This is a genomic window from Nocardiopsis dassonvillei, assembly GCF_964273065.1.
Taxonomy (GTDB): Bacteria; Actinomycetota; Actinomycetes; order Streptosporangiales; family Streptosporangiaceae; genus Nocardiopsis; species Nocardiopsis dassonvillei_B.
In genome coordinates, this window is sequence record NZ_OZ186815.1 from 1,667,999 (window position 1) to 1,683,260 (window position 15,262).

Annotated in this window: 14 protein-coding genes; 3 read left to right on the plus strand and 11 right to left on the minus strand. The window is 74.0% G+C overall.

Annotated elements, in window-relative coordinates:
• Positions 1-352: 352 nt before the first annotated feature.
• The 4 genes from ACSUPR_RS07530 to mraZ all read right to left on the minus strand — a co-directional run bounded on the left by ACSUPR_RS07530 (position 353) and on the right by mraZ (position 4,498).
• On the minus strand, positions 353-2,317 hold the full coding sequence (locus ACSUPR_RS07530) for a peptidoglycan D,D-transpeptidase FtsI family protein (RefSeq protein ID WP_436890408.1): 1,965 nt from the start codon (positions 2,315-2,317) through the stop codon (positions 353-355).
• Entirely contained in the window at positions 2,314-2,763 is a 450-nt protein-coding gene (locus ACSUPR_RS07535) for a hypothetical protein (protein WP_436890409.1), read from the minus strand. The genes ACSUPR_RS07530 and ACSUPR_RS07535 overlap by 4 nt, the downstream gene beginning before the upstream one ends.
• 9 nt (positions 2,764-2,772) lie before the next feature.
• The gene (gene rsmH, locus ACSUPR_RS07540) at positions 2,773-3,795 is read right to left on the minus strand and encodes a 16S rRNA (cytosine(1402)-N(4))-methyltransferase RsmH (RefSeq protein ID WP_436890410.1); all 1,023 of its coding nucleotides are present in this window, start codon (positions 3,793-3,795) and stop codon (positions 2,773-2,775) included.
• Between the two features lie 271 nt (positions 3,796-4,066).
• Entirely contained in the window at positions 4,067-4,498 is a 432-nt protein-coding gene (gene mraZ, locus ACSUPR_RS07545) for a division/cell wall cluster transcriptional repressor MraZ (RefSeq protein WP_436890411.1), read from the minus strand.
• Between the two features lie 432 nt (positions 4,499-4,930).
• Between mraZ and ACSUPR_RS07550 the strand changes: the two genes are divergently transcribed.
• The 3 genes from ACSUPR_RS07550 to ACSUPR_RS07560 are packed head-to-tail and all read left to right on the plus strand — an operon-like array spanning position 4,931 to position 9,452.
• A complete protein-coding gene (locus tag ACSUPR_RS07550; protein WP_436890412.1) occupies positions 4,931-5,923 on the plus strand; it encodes an AAA family ATPase in 993 nt (330 codons plus the stop codon).
• Between the two features lie 23 nt (positions 5,924-5,946).
• The gene (locus ACSUPR_RS07555; RefSeq protein WP_436890413.1) at positions 5,947-7,140 is read left to right on the plus strand and encodes a DUF58 domain-containing protein; all 1,194 of its coding nucleotides are present in this window, start codon (positions 5,947-5,949) and stop codon (positions 7,138-7,140) included.
• Between the two features lie 8 nt (positions 7,141-7,148).
• The gene (locus tag ACSUPR_RS07560) at positions 7,149-9,452 is read left to right on the plus strand and encodes a transglutaminaseTgpA domain-containing protein (protein ID WP_436891908.1); all 2,304 of its coding nucleotides are present in this window, start codon (positions 7,149-7,151) and stop codon (positions 9,450-9,452) included.
• Between the two features lie 220 nt (positions 9,453-9,672).
• Here the strand turns inward: ACSUPR_RS07560 and ACSUPR_RS07565 are convergent, their stop codons facing one another.
• From ACSUPR_RS07565 to ACSUPR_RS07595, 7 genes are all read right to left on the minus strand, one after another.
• Complete coding sequence (locus ACSUPR_RS07565; protein WP_436890415.1) at positions 9,673-10,077, minus strand: DUF3040 domain-containing protein; 405 nt, start codon at positions 10,075-10,077, stop codon at positions 9,673-9,675.
• 243 nt (positions 10,078-10,320) lie between these two features.
• On the minus strand, positions 10,321-11,607 hold the full coding sequence (gene dinB / locus ACSUPR_RS07570) for a DNA polymerase IV (RefSeq protein ID WP_436890416.1): 1,287 nt from the start codon (positions 11,605-11,607) through the stop codon (positions 10,321-10,323).
• 31 nt (positions 11,608-11,638) lie between these two features.
• A complete protein-coding gene (locus ACSUPR_RS07575) occupies positions 11,639-12,433 on the minus strand; it encodes a methyltransferase domain-containing protein (protein WP_436890417.1) in 795 nt (264 codons plus the stop codon).
• Positions 12,434-12,514: 81 nt separating this feature from the next.
• Positions 12,515-12,928, minus strand: a complete 414-nt coding sequence (gene nusB, locus ACSUPR_RS07580) for a transcription antitermination factor NusB (RefSeq protein WP_436890418.1) — start codon at positions 12,926-12,928, stop codon at positions 12,515-12,517.
• Positions 12,928-13,488 carry an elongation factor P gene (gene efp / locus ACSUPR_RS07585; RefSeq protein WP_436890419.1) on the minus strand — a complete coding sequence of 187 codons (561 nt, stop codon included), beginning with the start codon at positions 13,486-13,488 and terminating at the stop codon, positions 12,928-12,930. The genes nusB and efp overlap by 1 nt, the downstream gene beginning before the upstream one ends.
• 138 nt (positions 13,489-13,626) lie before the next feature.
• A complete protein-coding gene (aroB, locus tag ACSUPR_RS07590) occupies positions 13,627-14,727 on the minus strand; it encodes a 3-dehydroquinate synthase (protein ID WP_436890420.1) in 1,101 nt (366 codons plus the stop codon).
• On the minus strand, positions 14,724-15,245 hold the full coding sequence (locus ACSUPR_RS07595; protein WP_436890421.1) for a shikimate kinase: 522 nt from the start codon (positions 15,243-15,245) through the stop codon (positions 14,724-14,726). The genes aroB and ACSUPR_RS07595 overlap by 4 nt, the downstream gene beginning before the upstream one ends.
• Between the last annotated feature and the right edge of the window lie 17 nt (positions 15,246-15,262).

Below are 15,262 nucleotides of genomic sequence, written 5' to 3' on the forward strand. Positions count from 1 at the left end.
GCCGTCCGTTGAGGGCGGTGGCGGGTGACGGGCAGGAAAGGAGTCGGCCACCGGGCCGTCCGTTGAGGGCGGTGGCGGGTGACGGGCAGGAAAGGAGTCGGCCACCGGGCCGTCCGTTGAGGGCGGTGGCGGGTGACGGGCAGGAAAGGAGTCGGCCACCGGGCCGTCCGTTGAGGGCGGTGGCGGGTGACGGGCGGGAAAGGAGTCGGCCGTCGGGCCGTCCGTTGAGGGCGGTGGCGGGTGACGGGCAGGAAAGGAGTCGGCCACCGGGCCGTCCGTTGAGGGCGGTGGCGGGTGACGGGCGGGAGGAGCGGAGGCCCGAAGGGGTTCGGCCGCCGCCCCGTGCCCCCGGTCATTCGCCGTCCTCCTCCTCGAAGAGCCGGATGGCGGGCGGGTCGGTGTCGGTCGGTGGGACCTTCAGTGTCTTGAGCGCGAACGACATGATGTCGTTGAAGACGGGCCCGGCCGCCTCGCCGCCGTAGTAGGTGCCCTGGGGGTTGTGCAGGACCACCTGGACGACCACCTCGGGCGCGTCGGCGGGCGCGAACCCGGCGAAGGTCGCGGTGTAGCCGCCGCCCTCGTAGGTGCCCGTCTCGGGGTTGACCCGGTTGGCCGTGCCGGTCTTGCCCGCCACCCGGTAGCCGTCGATGCGGGCCTGGGGCGCGGTGCCCTCGTCGCTGGTGACCGCCTCCAGCATGAGTGCCAGGTCGGCGGCCGTCTCCTCGCTGATCACGCGGGCGCGCCCGGCCTCGTCGGCGGGGGTGAAGTCGCCCTCGGTGTCGACGGTCCCGGCGACCACGCGCGGTTCCACCCGGACGCCGCCGTTGGCGACGGTGGCGTAGACCGACGCCATCTGGACGGCGTTGACGGTGACGCTGTGGCCGATGGACACCGACGGCAGCTGGGTGCCCCACCAGTCCTCGGGGTCGCTGAGGACACCGGTCTCCTCGCCGGGCAGGGCCAGTCCGGTGGGCTGGCCGAGCCCGAACTCGGTCATGTAGCGGTGCAGGACCCCGGCTCCCACCTGGTCGGCGATCTTGATGGTGCCGACGTTGCTGGACTGGGCCATGATGCCGTTGACCGTGAGGCGCTGGGTGCCGTTGTTGCTGGAGTTGCGGAAGGTCTGGTCGTAGTACTGGAGGGCGTAGGGGACGGTGTAGACCGTCTCCGGGGTGGTCAGTCCCTCCTCCAGGGCGGAGCCCACGGTGATGACCTTGTTGGTGCTGCCGGGTTCGAAGGTCTCGGCGACCGCGCCGTTGGACCACTGCTCGGGGCCGCTGGAGGAGATGTCCGAGGGCGAGTAGGTGGGGTAGTCGGCCATCGCGATGATCTCGCCGGTGTCGGGGATCATGACGATGGCGCTGCCGCCGTCGGCCTTGAGCTCCTCGACCCGGGCGGCCAGGGTCTGGGCGACGTACCACTGCACGTCCCGGTCCAGGGTCAGGCGCACGTCCTGTCCCGGGACGGGGTCCTTGACCAGGCCGCCCGCCATGGGGATCTGGGTGCCGTCGACGCCGACCTCGACCTGGCGCTTGCCGGCCTCGCCGGCCAGGACCCCGTCCATGTAGGCCTCCAGCCCCTCCAGGCCGTGGCCCTCGCTGCCGACGAAGCCGACCAGGTCGGCGGCGCCGGTCTCCTCGGGGTAGACGCGCTGGTAGTCGACCTCGGCGCCCAGCCCGCGCAGTTCCATGTCGCGCAGTTCCCGCCACTCGCCGGGCGGGACCTTGCGGGCGACCACCTGGTAGCGGCTCGGCTTGGCGTCGACCTTGGCGGCGACCTCCTCCTCCTCGAGGCCGAAGCGGGCGACGAGTTCGTCGATGATCTCCTGGCGCTGGTCCTCGCGGACCTCCTCTGGGTCGACGAAGACGGTGCGCATCTCCATGGACAGGGCGAAGGGTTCGCCGGAGGCGTCGGTGATCGCTCCGCGCAGGGTGGGGATGTCGATGGTCTGCAGGCGCAGGTCGGAGGCCGCCTCGGCGTACCGTTCGGCCTCCACGCCCTGGATCTGCACCAGGCGTCCGGCGAACAGCACGAGTACGGCCAGGATCAGGGCTCCGCCGAACCGGATGCGCTTGCCCGGGTCTCCGCGCCGGAAGGTGCGGCGCAGCAGCGGTGGGGGCGGAGGCGGCGGCGCGGGGCGGCGGCGCCGGCGTTCGGCGGGCGCGGTACGGGCCTCGCGCGGCGACCGGCGTTCGCCGCCGGACCGGGCCCCGCCGCGCGGGGTGCCGTCCTGGGCGGCGGCGCGGGCCGGGCGGGACCCGGATTTCCCGGTGCCGCCGGGCCTGCGGGGGTCGCGGGGGCGTCGGGGAGTGCTCAACCGTCGCTCCCGCCCTCGGCGGTGTCCCCGGTCCCCCCGCTGACCTCGCCGCGGCCGGGGTCCAGGAACAGGGGTGCGTCGCCCTGTTCCATGCCCATCCCCTCGGCCTCCTCGGCGATGCGCTCGGATGTCTCCAGGTGGGCGACGGACCCGCGCAGGCGCTGCTCCTCGTAGGACAGCTCGCGGTTCTGGCTCTGCAGGCTGGAGATGGCGAACGCCTCCTGGGCGATGACGCCGCGCAGCAGCAGGAGGCTGACCAGGGCCCCGCCGAGCAGGCACAGGACGAGCAGGACGAACGGGATCCGGGGTGCGCGCGAGCGTGTCGCGGCGGCGGGGCGCCGGGCGGGTGCGCGTTCGGCCCCGGCCGCCGACCGTGCGGCGGAGCGCCGGGGCGCGGGCGGCCTGCGCTCACCGGCGCGGCGGGTGTCCGTCCTGGTCGTGCTCATGTGTTCTCCCTACTGCCGCGCGGGCCGCACCCGTTCGGCCGCGCGGAGGCGGGCCGACTGGGCGCGGGGGTTGCGTTCGTTCTCTTCGTCCGTGGGGAGTTCCGCCCCACGGGTGAGGAGCCTGAGTTCGGGCTGCCGGTCCGGGAGGGGGACGGGCAGGTCGGCGGGTGTGGTGTCGGTGGCCAGGGCGGCGAACGCCTTCTTGGTGAGGCGGTCCTCCAGGGAGTGGTAGGACAGCACGGCGATGCGGCCGCCGACGGCCAGCCGGGACAGGGCCGCCGGCAGGGTGCGTTCGAGGATGGACAGTTCGGCGTTGACCTCGATGCGCAGCCCCTGGAAGGTGCGTTTGGCCGGGTGCCCGCCGGTGCGGCGGGTGGCGGCGGGGATGGCGTCGCGGACCAGTTCGGCGAGCTCGCGGGTGGAGTCGATGGGGCCCTGGGCGCGGCGGCGCTCGATGGCGCGGGCGACCCGGGAGGCGAACCGCTCCTCGCCGTAGGTGCGCAGGACTCGGGTGAGCTCCGAGACCGGGTAGGTGTTGACGACCTCGGCGGCGGTGAGCCGCTGGGTGCGGTCCATGCGCATGTCCAGCGGCGCGTCGTGGGCGTAGGCGAAGCCGCGGTCGGTCTCGTCGAGCTGGGGAGAGGAGACGCCCAGGTCGAGCAGGACGGCGTCGGCGTGGGCCGCTCCGGCCTCGTCGAGGGCGCGGGGGATCTCGGAGTAGACCGCGTGGACGAGGTGGACGCGGTCGGCGTGGGGGGCCAGGCGGGCGGCGCTGCGCTCCAGTGCGGTGGTGTCGCGGTCGACCCCGACCAGGCGGGCGCCGGGGCAGGCGCGCAGGAGCGCCTCGGAGTGGCCGCCCAGGCCCAGTGTGCCGTCGACGAGAACGGCGCCGGGCCTCTGGAGTGCCGGTGCGAGTATCTCCACGATGCGGTCGAGCATGACCGGGACATGCAGGGGGTCGGCCCCCGTGCGGGCGGCCGCGACGCGGTCGCCGCCGGTGCCCCCGTCCCCGTCCCCGCGGGTCTGCCCCATGCGCTGCCGTTCCTCCACGCTGTCGCGCTCCCCCTCGTTTCGCCGCGGTCGCGCCCGGATGTGGTGCGCTCCGCGGTGTGGCGTGGCCGCACCGGGTTCCGGCGGGCCTCCGGACACGGCCGCTATTGTCCTCCTTCCGGAGGACCCGCGTTGACGGTCTGGCACCGGGGAAGTCGCGCCAGCTCGTGTCGCCGCGCCCGGAGACCGTCGCCGGACCCCGGCTGCGAGGGTGTGGACTCGCTGGTGCCGTGGGTTCCGGGGGTGTCCGGACTCACAGCACTCCGGGCAGCACCTCCTCGGACAGGTTCGCGAACTCGCGTTCGCGTTCCGCCTCGTACTCCGCCCAGGCCCGGGCCTCCCAGATCTCCAACCGGGTGTTGGCCCCGATGACGGCGCAGTCGCGGGTGAGCCCGGCGTAGGCGCGCAGGGGGGCCGGGACGGTGACCCGCCCCTGGTTGTCGCAGGTCTGGTCGGAGGCGCCGGCGAAGAGGACGCGGCTGTAGTCGCGGACGGTGCGGTCGGTGACGGGGGCCTGGGCGAGGGAGTCGGTGATGCGCACGAACTCCTTGACCGGAAAGACGTAGAGGCAGCGCTCCTGGCCCTTCGTGATCACCACACCCCCCGACAGCTCGTCGCGGTACTTCGCGGGAAGGAACAGGCGCCCCTTCTGGTCGAGGCGGGGCGTGTGGGTGCCGAGGAACACACTCCCGACCTCCTCCCCGAAGTGGAGAATTCGCCCTCTCCACGATGCTCCACCTTACTCCACTCTTCCCCACCGTCAACAGCTCCGATGCGGGCACAACGGCTGATCGTGCGGGGAATCCGCAGGTCACAGCGGTGGTGTGCGAGTGGGGGCGGGAGGGGGCCCCGGGCGTGCCGCACGGACGGGCCGCATCGGCCCGCGGGAGGCCGTCCGGGAAAGCCGCGGTGGGCACTTTGCCCTCCTTATTCACATCCGCCCCGTTCGTCTTCCCGGGGGTTCCAAGAATGATCAGAAGAGCCATTCCCCCTCTTCCGTGCACTTTCGTAGCCCGCGGCCGCATTCGACGACCGATTCCGGCACTTTGGTTTGCAATCGGTCTGATTGGGCCTAGCCTCGGTTCCGAACACCGGCACATGCAGCGGGAGGGGTCTCGTGTCACTCGGCACACACCACGGCGGCCACGGGGGCGGCGTCCAGGCGGACGTCGGAGAGGTCGTCGCCGTGGCCGACCGCATCCGCGGCGCCATCGAAACGGTCATCGAGGGCAAGCCGGAGGTCCTGCGCATCGCGCTGACCGTCCTGCTCGCCGAAGGCCACCTGCTCGTCGAGGACGTCCCCGGTGTCGGAAAGACCATGCTGGCCAAGGCGCTGGGGCGGGCGGTGGACTGCTCCGTGCAGCGCATCCAGTTCACCCCGGACCTGCTGCCCGGCGACATCACCGGGGTCAGCGTCTACCACCAGGAGCGGCGCGAGTTCGAGTTCAACCCCGGTCCGGTCTTCGCCAACATCGTGCTGGGCGACGAGATCAACCGGGCCTCCCCCAAGACCCAGGCCGCCCTGCTGGAGTGCATGGAGGAGCGGCAGGTCAGCGTGGACGGCCGCACCCGCCCCCTGGAGCGGCCGTTCATGGTCGTGGCCACCCAGAACCCGGCGGACATGGAGGGCACCTACGCCCTGCCCGAGGCCCAGCGGGACCGCTTCATGGCCCGCGTCTCCGTGGGCTACCCCTCCCCCCAGGCCGAACTCGACATGATCGACTCGCACGGCTCCCACTCGCCCCTGGAGGCCCTGGCCGCCGTCACCGACGCCGGGACCGTGCGCCGCCTGGCCGACCTGGTCCGCGGCGTGCACGTGGCCCCCGGCATGCGCCGCTACATCGTGGACCTGGTCGGTTCCACCCGGACCAGCCCCGAGCTGGACCTGGGCGCCTCCCCCCGGGCCACCCTGCACCTGGTGCGGGCCTCCCGCGCCCACGCCGCCCTGGAGGGCCGCCACTACGTCGTCCCCGACGACGTGCAGAACCTGGCCGTGCCCGTCCTGGCCCACCGCCTGCTGCCCGGACCCCAGGCGCAGATGGAACGGCTGACCGCCGAGCAGATCGTCGCCAAGCTGGTCGCCCGGTTGCCGGTCCCCGCCCCCCGTTGACCCCGCCTCACGAGAGAGGGCCCATGCGCCCGCGACGAACCCTCACCGCCCGCGGCGTGTGCATGCTGATCCTGGGCCTGGCGGCGCTCGTCGCCGGGTTCGTCGTCGGCCAGCGCGAACTGGTGGTCCTGGGGGTGCTGGCCGCGGCGCTGCCGCCGCTGGCCGCCCTGGTCCTGCTGGGAGCGGCCGGGCGGGTGGTGCACAGCCGCAGCGTCACGCCCTCCCGGGTCCGGGCCGGGCACGACGCCCGCGTCATGATCCGGGTCGGCAACTCCTCGCACACCTGGCCGGTGACGGCGGTGTCGGTCAGCGACACCCTGCCCACCCCGCTGGGCCACGAGCCCCGCTACTCCATCGGCTTCCTGGGCCCGCGCGCCGTCCGCGACCTGGCGTACCTGGTCCGTCCCGCCGTGCGCGGCAACTACCCGCTGGGCCCGCTGTGGGTCGCGGTCACCGACCCCCTGGGGCTGGTCCGGATCGAGCAGCGCCCCGGCGCCCCCGAGCACCTGCTCGTCACCCCCGCCACCGTGCCGCTGGGTCGGGCCGGCTCCGCCGACGGCTCCCAGGGGGACGACTCCCCCCGCCGCTCCCTGAGCGGGATCGGCGAGCAGGACCCGGTCCCCCGCGGGTACCGGTACGGCGACGAGCTGCGCCGGGTCCACTGGCGGTCCACCGCCAAGTACGGCGAGCTGATGGTGCGCCGCGACGAGCAGCACCGGCGCGAGTACGGCACCGTGCTGCTCGACACCCGCAGGGCCGCGCACACCGGCCACGGACGCGGCGACTCCCTGGAGACCGCCGTGGCCGCCGCCGCGTCCGTCGCCCTGCACCTGCTCGACCAGAACCACGAGGTGCGCCTGCACACCGACCGGGGCCGGATGCCCTCGGCCGTACCCGCCGCCGTGCTGGACGGACTGGCCGTCCTGGAGGCCTCCGACTCCGCCGCCCTGCCCGTCCCCTCCACCTCCGGGTCCTCTCTGACGGTGGCGGTGCTGGGTGCGCTCACCGCCGAGGAGGCCGCCGCACTGGCCCGCGGCCGCGGCGGGAACCGGGTGGCCGTGCTGTGCGCCCTGGCCGCCTGGCCCTCGGAGCGGGCACGCGCCGGGGCGGGCGAGATCCTGGCCTCCGCAGGGTGGCGGGTCCTGCACCTGTCCTCCCTCTCCGAACTGCCCCCGCTGTGGCGCGACGCAGCAACCTTCGGGAAGGTCCCGCGTTGAAAGCCCTGATGCCCCTGGCCACGCTGATCTGCCTGCTGTGCGCCCTCCCCCTCGTGGCCCCCCTGGTACGCGGCGAGGAGTGGTGGCTGCCCGCGGTCCTGCTCATGGGCACGGCCACCGCCGTGTCCGTCCTGTACCGGCTGCTGACCGGGTGGATCGGCCTGCTCGTCCCCGTCCTGCAGCTCGCCGTCGTCGCGCTGCTCGTCGTGCCGCTGTTCGCCGGGCACCTGGCCCCCCTGGGCGTGGTGCCCTCCGGGGCCGCGGTGGAGCACGTGGCCACGGTGTTCTCCCAGGGGCTGGAGACCATCGACGCCAACCGGCCGCCGGTGACGGCGACCGCCGGGGTGATGCTGATCATCGCCCTGGCTTTCACGCTGTTCCTCGTCGCGGCCGACTTCCTGGCCGTCACCGCCCGCTGCCCCGGCATGGTCGGCGGACTGCTGCTGGCCCTGGCCGTGGTGCCGCTGGTGGTCGAGGAGACGGGGATCGGCGCCGGGGCGCTCATCGCGTGCGTCTTCGGGTTCCTCCAGCTGCTGGCCGTGGACATGTGGGTGCGCGGCCGCGAGTGGGGGGTGGCGGTGCCCACCCCGCCGCTGGGCGTCGTCCAGCACGGGCTCACCGCGGCCCTGGCCGCCGCCGCGGCCGTCGTGCTGGCCCTGGCCCTGCCCGCGGCGGTGCCGGGCCTGCGCACCGACGCCTTCCACTCCATGGCCGAGGGCACCTACGTCGGCCGCCAGAACGACGTCATCACCACCACGCACCCGCTGGTGTCCCTGCGCCGGGAGCTGCTGTCGGACTCCGACCGCACCGTGCTGACCTACCGCACCGACGCCGAGGAGCCCGGGTACCTGCGCCGTTACGTGCTCGACGAGTTCGACGGCGTCAACTGGACGATGAGCCCGGTGGACGCCTCCGGCGACACCCGCCTCGAGGGCGAGCTGCCGCTGCCCACGGGATGGCCGTCCCTCTCGCGCGAGGACACCGTGGTGACCCGGGTGTCGCTGGACTCGGACGTGGCGGGCATGGACTTCCTGCCGCTGCCGTACTGGGCGCGGTCGGTCGACGTCTCCGGCGACTGGTACGTGCACCCCGACAGCCTCATGGTGTTCACGACCGAGCAGCCGCCCACGGGCCTGAACTTCACCGTTGAGACCACCGAGCGGGAGGTGACCGCCGAGGCGCTGGCCGGGGCGCCCCGGGCGCCGCGGTCGCTGCCGGGCGACTTCCGGACCGTGCCCTCGGACCTGGGCCCGCAGGTGCGGGACCTGACCGAGGAGGTCACCGGCCACATCGACGCGCCCTACCTCAAGGCGGTGGCGCTCCAGGAGTTCTTCACCTCGGGCGACTTCACCTACAGCCTGCGCCCGCCGGAGGTGCCCGCCGACGCCGACCCGCTGGTGCACTTCCTGACCGCGGACCGGACCGGCTACTGCCAGCAGTTCGCCGGGGCGATGGCGGTGATGGCCCGGCAGGCGGGCATCCCCGCCCGGGTGGCGGTCGGCTACACCGCGGGCGAGCGCCTGGGGGACGGCCGCTGGTCGGTGAGCACCGGCGACGCCCACGCCTGGCCGGAACTGTACTTCGAGGGCGCCGGATGGGTGCGGTTCGAGCCGACCCCGGCCGGGGTGGGCGGCCAGGGGTCCGCGACCGAGCCCGAGTACACCTCGGGGGGCGGGGCCGACCCGGAGCGGCCCGAGCCCGAGCCCACGCCCGGCACCACGGAGGCCGAGCCGACCCCCGTGGAGGAGGAGCCGGAGGCGTCGCCGTCGCCGTCCGCGTCCCCGTCCGAAGAGGAGTCCGCCGAGGAGGTCGCGGCGACCCCCGTCGACGCCGGACGCGGGGCCCCGGACCTGTCGTGGCTGCCCGTCGCGGCGGCCGTGGCGGGCGCCCTGCTGCTGCCCTTCCTGCCCGCCGCACTGCGCCTGGCGGTGCGCCGCTCCCGGCTGGGCCGCCCGGGGGCGGCCTGGCGGGAGCTGCGCGACACCTGCGTGGACCTGGGCCTGGACTGGGACCTGGCGGAGAGCCCCCGCGGGACGGCCGCCCGCCTGGGCGCCCTGCGCGACGCGGCGCAGGTCCCGCTGCCCGAGGGGGTGCGCGCGGCCCTGGACCGGCTGGCCCTGGCCGAGGAGCGCGACCGGTACGCCCCGGCCGCCTCCTGGAGCGAGGAGGCCGGCGCGGACCTGCTCACCCTCGTGCGCGGCCTGCCGACGGTGCTGCCCCGGCGGGTGCGCCTGCGTGCGGTGCTGCTGCCGCGCTCCCTGTGGGACCGTCCCCGCCGCCCGGCCTCGGACCCCACGCCGCAGAACGCCTGACCGCGGCCCCGGGGTCCCGGCCCTCGGCCCCCGGTCCTCACCGGACCGGGGCGGCCCCGGGGCCGGTGCCCTGCGGGCGTGCCGGTGCGTTCGGGGTGTCCCGGTGGCGTCCGTGCCCCCGGGGCCGGCACGGCGCCGACCGGGACCGGCCCCGGAGGAACGACGAGGGCCCCGCACACAGGTGCGGGGCCCGAGGCGTCGCCGGGTCAGGGTGACGAGGTCACTCGTCGCCCTGCTGGCGGCGGCGCCAGCGCTCCTCGAAGCGGTTCATCATGCCGGGGCGGTCGCCCTTGCGGCGTTTGGGCTCGGCGGGCGCGGCCTCCGCGCCGCCGATCCCGGCCCGGCGCCAGGCGTTGAGCCCCCACAGCAGGCAGGCCAGCATCACGAGGAAGCCGCCTACGCTGACGGTGACACCCACCGCCATACCGATGCTGCTGCCGAGCAGCAGACCCGTCAGCATCAGCACGAGGCCGAGGACGAACCCGAGCCCGGCCTTGATGATCCGGCGCTTGTGATGGACCACGGGGTTCGTCTGCCGAACGGTGTTCGCGAACTTCGGGTCCTCGGCATACAGCGCCTGCTCGATCTGGTCGAGCATGCGCTGCTCGTGTTCAGAGAGCGGCACGGCGCCTCCCTACGACAGTCCCCGGTTGGGGTGACGGGTACTGATCAACAGTCTCTTGGTCAGTGGTATGCCCAGAATACGATGCGCTAGCGCACCGTGGAAGGAAAAGCTGCGTGCGTACCTGACCGACCAAGGCCACGATACCCCCGCGCTGTCTCGGAAACACCGGCTTCCATGCCTCTCTGTCTACCCTGACTCCGGTCCTACTCTTACAACGCCGAAAGCAGTCCGGAAGTTGCGGCATCATACGTCGTTTTCGTCACGCTTGGCCAATACCGCCGACTGTATCGCGCCGGGCCCGAATCGTTCCGCCACCCGGTCCATGACCCGTTCGACGTCCCGCCACCCCGTTTCCTGCTCGTCCAGGGCCAGCTGGCGGTGCACCCCCGCGGCGGGAAGGATCCCTTCCATACGAACGCCGACGAGGCGCAGCGGGGTTCCCGCCAGACCGGATTCGGTGTAGAGAGTCCGGGCGACGGCGTTGATCTCCCGGCCGACGTCGGTCGCGTCGGGCAGCGTGCGGGCCCGGGTGATGGTCGAGAAATCGCCGCGGCGGAGCTTGATGCTCACCGTGCGCCCCATCAGCCCCGAGGCTCGCAGGCGCCTGGCCACCTTCTCGGAGAGCCGCAGCAGCTCCCTGCGCACCGCCTCGGGCTCGGCCACGTCGGTGTCGAAGGTCTCCTCGGCCCCGATGCTCTTGTCCTCGCTCTCGGGCTCCACCGGGCTGTCGTCGATGCCGTGGGAGAGGTCGGCCAGCCGCGTCCCGAGTTTGTCGCCCAGCTCCATGCGCAGCAGGTCGCGGTCGTAGCGGGCCAGGGCGCCCACGGTGCGCACGCCCATCCGGGCCAGGGTCTGCTCGGTCCGGTCCCCCACACCGGGCAGGGCCCCGACGGGCAGCGGGTCGAGGAAGGATCGGACTCCGGCGGTGGGCACCAGGAGCAGCCCGTCGGGTTTGCAGTGGGTGGAGCCGAGCTTGGCGGTGAACCGGGTGGCGGCCACCCCCACCGAGCAGGTGAGCCCCTGCTCGCGGCGCACCCGCTCGCGGATCATCGCGGCGATCCGCACCGGCCCGCCCAGGCGGCGGCGCGCGCCGGACACGTCGAGGAACGCCTCGTCCAGGGACAGCGGCTGTACCAGCGGGGTGACCGAGCGCAGGATCTCCATGACCGCCCGGGACGCCTCCCGGTAGGCGCGCCCGTCGGGCGGGAACACGGCGGCGCCGGGGCACAGGCGCAGGGCCCGGGCCATCGGCATCGCGGAGTGCACGCCGCGGGCCCGGGCCCGGTAGTCCGCGGAGGAGACGACGCTGCGCGGACCGGTGCCGCCGACGATGACCGGCCGGTCCCCCAGCCCGGGGTTGCGCAGCCGCTCGACGCTGGCGAAGAAGGCGTCCATGTCCAGGTGGAGGATGGCGCAGTCGGCGTCCGGGCCCGTCCCGTCGGGCGGGAAGTCCGCGCCCAGCGGGACGATGCCGTGCGGGGAGACCATGCCCCGCAGGGCGGCCCCGCGCTCCAGTTGACGTCGGCTCATACGGCCAGGCTACGCGCCCGCGGGGACGGTCTCAGGGCCGGTGGGCGGTGATGTGCAGCTGGGTGGCGATGCCCAGCAGCTCGGGGTGCTCGGCGGCGGCCTTCTCCAGCTCCAGGAGGTGGCGTCCGGCGTGGGCGTCGCCCTCCCAGGCGTGGCCGGGGACCAGGTCGGTGAACACGCGCACGCCGCGCACGCGCTCGCCGGTGAGCCCGGCGGCGCCGATCAGCTCCAGGACGCCCCGGCGGGTGAACCGCCGCGGAACGGGGTCGCCCGGGCCCCAGCGGCCCTCGGCGTCCTCCAGCAGGGTGCGGGCGTCGGTGAGGTGTCCGGCGAGGGCGCGGTGCAGCGCCCCGGCGACGGCGTTGGTGACCAGGAGGCTGACCGCGCCGCCGGGCCGGGTGATGCCGACCACCTCGCGCAGGGCGGCCACGGGGTCGTCGACGTACTCCAGCACGTTGTGGACCAGGACCAGGTCGGTGCCGCCCCCGGGGAAGAGGGAGGCCAGGTCCCCGGTGTCGCCCTGCACGCCGCGCACCCGGACGCCGCGCTCGGCGGCGCGGCGCTCCAGGGCGGCCAGGGAGTCGGGGCTGGGTTCGACCACGGTGACCCGGTGGCCGAGTTCGGCGAGCGGGACGGCGGCCCCGCCGGTGCCGCCCCCGGCGTCGACGATGTCCAGGGGGGAGCCGCCGCCGAGGCGGTCCAGCAGCCCGGCCAGGGCCTCCCACACGACCGCGGTCCGGGCCGCGTTGGCCGCCCGGCCCGGGCCGCCGGCCCCGCCCTCGCCCGCACCGCCCGCGGCCGTGCCGGTCGTCGTCCTGTCACCCACCTGGTCCCCCATATACGCAGTGCTCGCGCCCGGCGCCCGTTCCGGTGCCCGGTCCGCCGTCGGCCCGGACCCCGGCCCCGTCTACAGGGCGAGCGTCGACTTGTTCTCCATGAGCCTGGACAGCAGCCCGTTGACGAAGTTGGGAGACTCGTCGGTGGACAGCTCCTTGGCCACCCCCACGGCCTCGGCGATCGCCACCGCGTCGGGGATGTCCTCGGCCCACAGCAGCTCGTAGGCGCCCATCCGCAGGATGTTGCGGTCCACGACCGGCATCCGCTCCAGGGTCCAGCCGATGGCGTAGGTGTCGAGGAGTTCGTCGATGCGGTGGCGGCGCTCGTCGACGGAGCGGGCCAGCTGCTCGGTGAACTCGTTGATCGGCGGTTCGGGCTGGGCCCGGCGGCGCTTGATGACCTCTTCGACCGAGATGCCGCGCACCTCGGCCTCGTAGAGGACCTCGACCGCGCGCCGCCGCGCCTTGCGCCGTGCTCCGCTCATCAGTTGACTCGCCCGAGGTAGTCGCCCGTACGGGTGTCGACCTTGACGCGCTCGCCGGTGGAGATGAACAGGGGCACCTGGATGGTGGCGCCGGTCTGGACGGTGGCGGGCTTGGTGCCGCCGGTGGAGCGGTCGCCCTGGACGCCGGGGTCGGTGTGGGTGATCTCCAGCTCGACGGCGGCGGGCAGCTCGATGTAGAGCGGGTTGCCCTCGTTGGTGGCCACCGTGACCTTGGTGTTCTCCAGCAGGAAGTTCCTGTCGTCGCCCACGACGGCCTCGGGGACCGGGAGCTGGTCGTAGGTCTGGGTGTCCATGAAGATGAAGGACTCGCCGTCGTGGTACAGGTACTCCATGTCGCGGCGGTCGACGTTGGCGAACTCGATCTTGGCGCCGGCGTTGAAGGTCCGGTCCACGATCTTGCCGGTGAGGACGTTCTTCAGCTTGGTACGGACGAACGCGCCGCCCTTGCCCGGCTTGACGTGCTGGAACTCGAGGACGTTCCACAGGACGCCGTCGATCCGCAGGGTCGTGCCGTTCTTGATGTCGTTCGTCGTGGCCACTTCGGTCGTCTCTCCCAGGGGTCTGGCACGTCGGGGGCCGGGCCGCGGGGCCCGGTCCGGTGGTTCGGTGGGATCGGCCGCGGGCGCCCCGGGAGCCGTCCCGGGCGCGCCTGTGCCGCAGGCCGCCTGGCTGCCAGTCTAGTGGCTTCCCGGAACCGGGGCGTCGCCGGCGACGGCGGTGTAGGCCGCGTCGAGGAGCTCCGGTGCGGGCCCGGCCAGGATGGCGGGTTCGGCGAGGCCGTCCAGGACGACGAAGCGCAGGGTGGCGCCGCGGGCCTTCTTGTCCACGCTCATGGTGTCGCGCAGCCCCGGCCAGGCGGCCGCGCCGTAGGAGACGGGCAGCCCCACGGAGGTGAGCAGCGCCCGGTGGCGGTCCACGAGGGCGGTGTCGATGCGGCCGTCGAGCCGGGCGAGTTCGGCGGCGAAGACCATGCCGATGGAGACGGCGTACCCGTGCCGGAACGTGTAGTTCTCGGCGCGTTCGATGGCGTGTCCCAGGGTGTGGCCGTAGTTGAGGATCTCGCGGCGGCCGCTCTCCCTGAGGTCGCCGGACACCACCTCGGCCTTGACCCGGATGGCGCGTTCGATGAGCTCGCGGGTGTGGCGGCCCTCGGGCAGGGTCGCGCCCTCGGGGTCCTGCTCGACCAGGTCGCAGATGACGGGGTCCGCGATGAACCCGGCCTTGATGATCTCGGCCAGCCCGCCGATGTAGTCGGCTCCGGGCAGGGTGGGCAGGGTCGCCAGGTCGCAGAGCACCCCGGCCGGGGGGTGGAAGGCGCCGACGAGGTTCTTGCCCTCGGGCGTGTTGATGCCGGTCTTGCCGCCGACGGCGGCGTCGACCATGCCGAGCAGGGTGGTGGGGACCAGGACGGCGCGCACGCCGCGCAGCCAGGTGGCGGCGACGAACCCGGCCAGGTCGGTGGTGGCGCCCCCGCCCACGCCCACGACGGTGTCGGTGCGGGTGAACCCGTGCCGTCCCAGCCGCGACCACAGGTCGGCGGCGACGGTGGAGTTCTTGGCGGCCTCGCCGTCGGGGACCGGCATCGGGTGGACCGTGTACCCGGCGGCCTCCAGGGCCCAAGTGACCGGGCGGGCGACGGCGTCCAGGCCCCGGGGGTGGATGACGGCGACGCGGGAGGCCTCTCCGACCAGGCAGGGCAGCTCGGCGAGGACACCGCTGCCCACGACGACGTCGTAGCGGCCGGTGTCGTCGCCGACGCGGATGCGGGTGGCGGTCACGGGGCGGCCTTCCCGGCGTCCAGGGTGGGCACGATGGCGTCGACGATCTCCTCGGGGTGGTACCCGGTGGTGGGGACCGTCACCGTGGCCAGGGACTCGTAGACCGGCAGCCGCTCGTCGAGGAGCCTGCGCAGCCGGGCCCGGGGGTTGCCGGCCAGCAGCGGCCGGGCTGCGTCCATGCCGACGCGCTTGGCGGCCTCGGCGAACTCCACCTGGAGGTAGACGACGTGGTGCCCGGCCAGGTCGCGGCGGGTGTCCTCGTGCAGGACGGCGCCGCCGCCGACGGCGATGACGCCCTCCCAGGAGCGCAGGCCCTCGGCGACGACCTCGCGCTCCAGCGCCCGGAAGCGCTCCTCGCCCTCCTCCAGGAAGATGTCGCCGACGGACTTGCCGGCGCGCTTCTCGATCTCGGTGTCGGTGCACAGCAGGTCGGTGCCCAGGCGCCGGGCCAGGGCCTCACCGACCGTGGACTTGCCCGAGCCGGGCGACCCGATCAGGACCGCGATCGCTCGTGACACGCTCTTCCCACCTTCGT

Excerpts from the sequence above, each read along its gene's own strand:
- ACSUPR_RS07535 (WP_436890409.1), bottom strand. The coding sequence starts at position 2,763 with ATGAGCACGACCAGGACGGACACCCGCCGCGCCGGTGAGCGCAGGCCG.
- rsmH (WP_436890410.1), bottom strand. The coding sequence starts at position 3,795 with ATGGGGCAGACCCGCGGGGACGGGGACGGGGGCACCGGCGGCGACCGC.
- ACSUPR_RS07555 (WP_436890413.1), top strand. The coding sequence starts at position 5,947 with ATGCGCCCGCGACGAACCCTCACCGCCCGCGGCGTGTGCATGCTGATC.
- ACSUPR_RS07560 (WP_436891908.1), top strand. The coding sequence starts at position 7,149 with ATGCCCCTGGCCACGCTGATCTGCCTGCTGTGCGCCCTCCCCCTCGTG.
- dinB (WP_436890416.1), bottom strand. The coding sequence starts at position 11,607 with ATGAGCCGACGTCAACTGGAGCGCGGGGCCGCCCTGCGGGGCATGGTC.
- nusB (WP_436890418.1), bottom strand. The coding sequence starts at position 12,928 with ATGAGCGGAGCACGGCGCAAGGCGCGGCGGCGCGCGGTCGAGGTCCTC.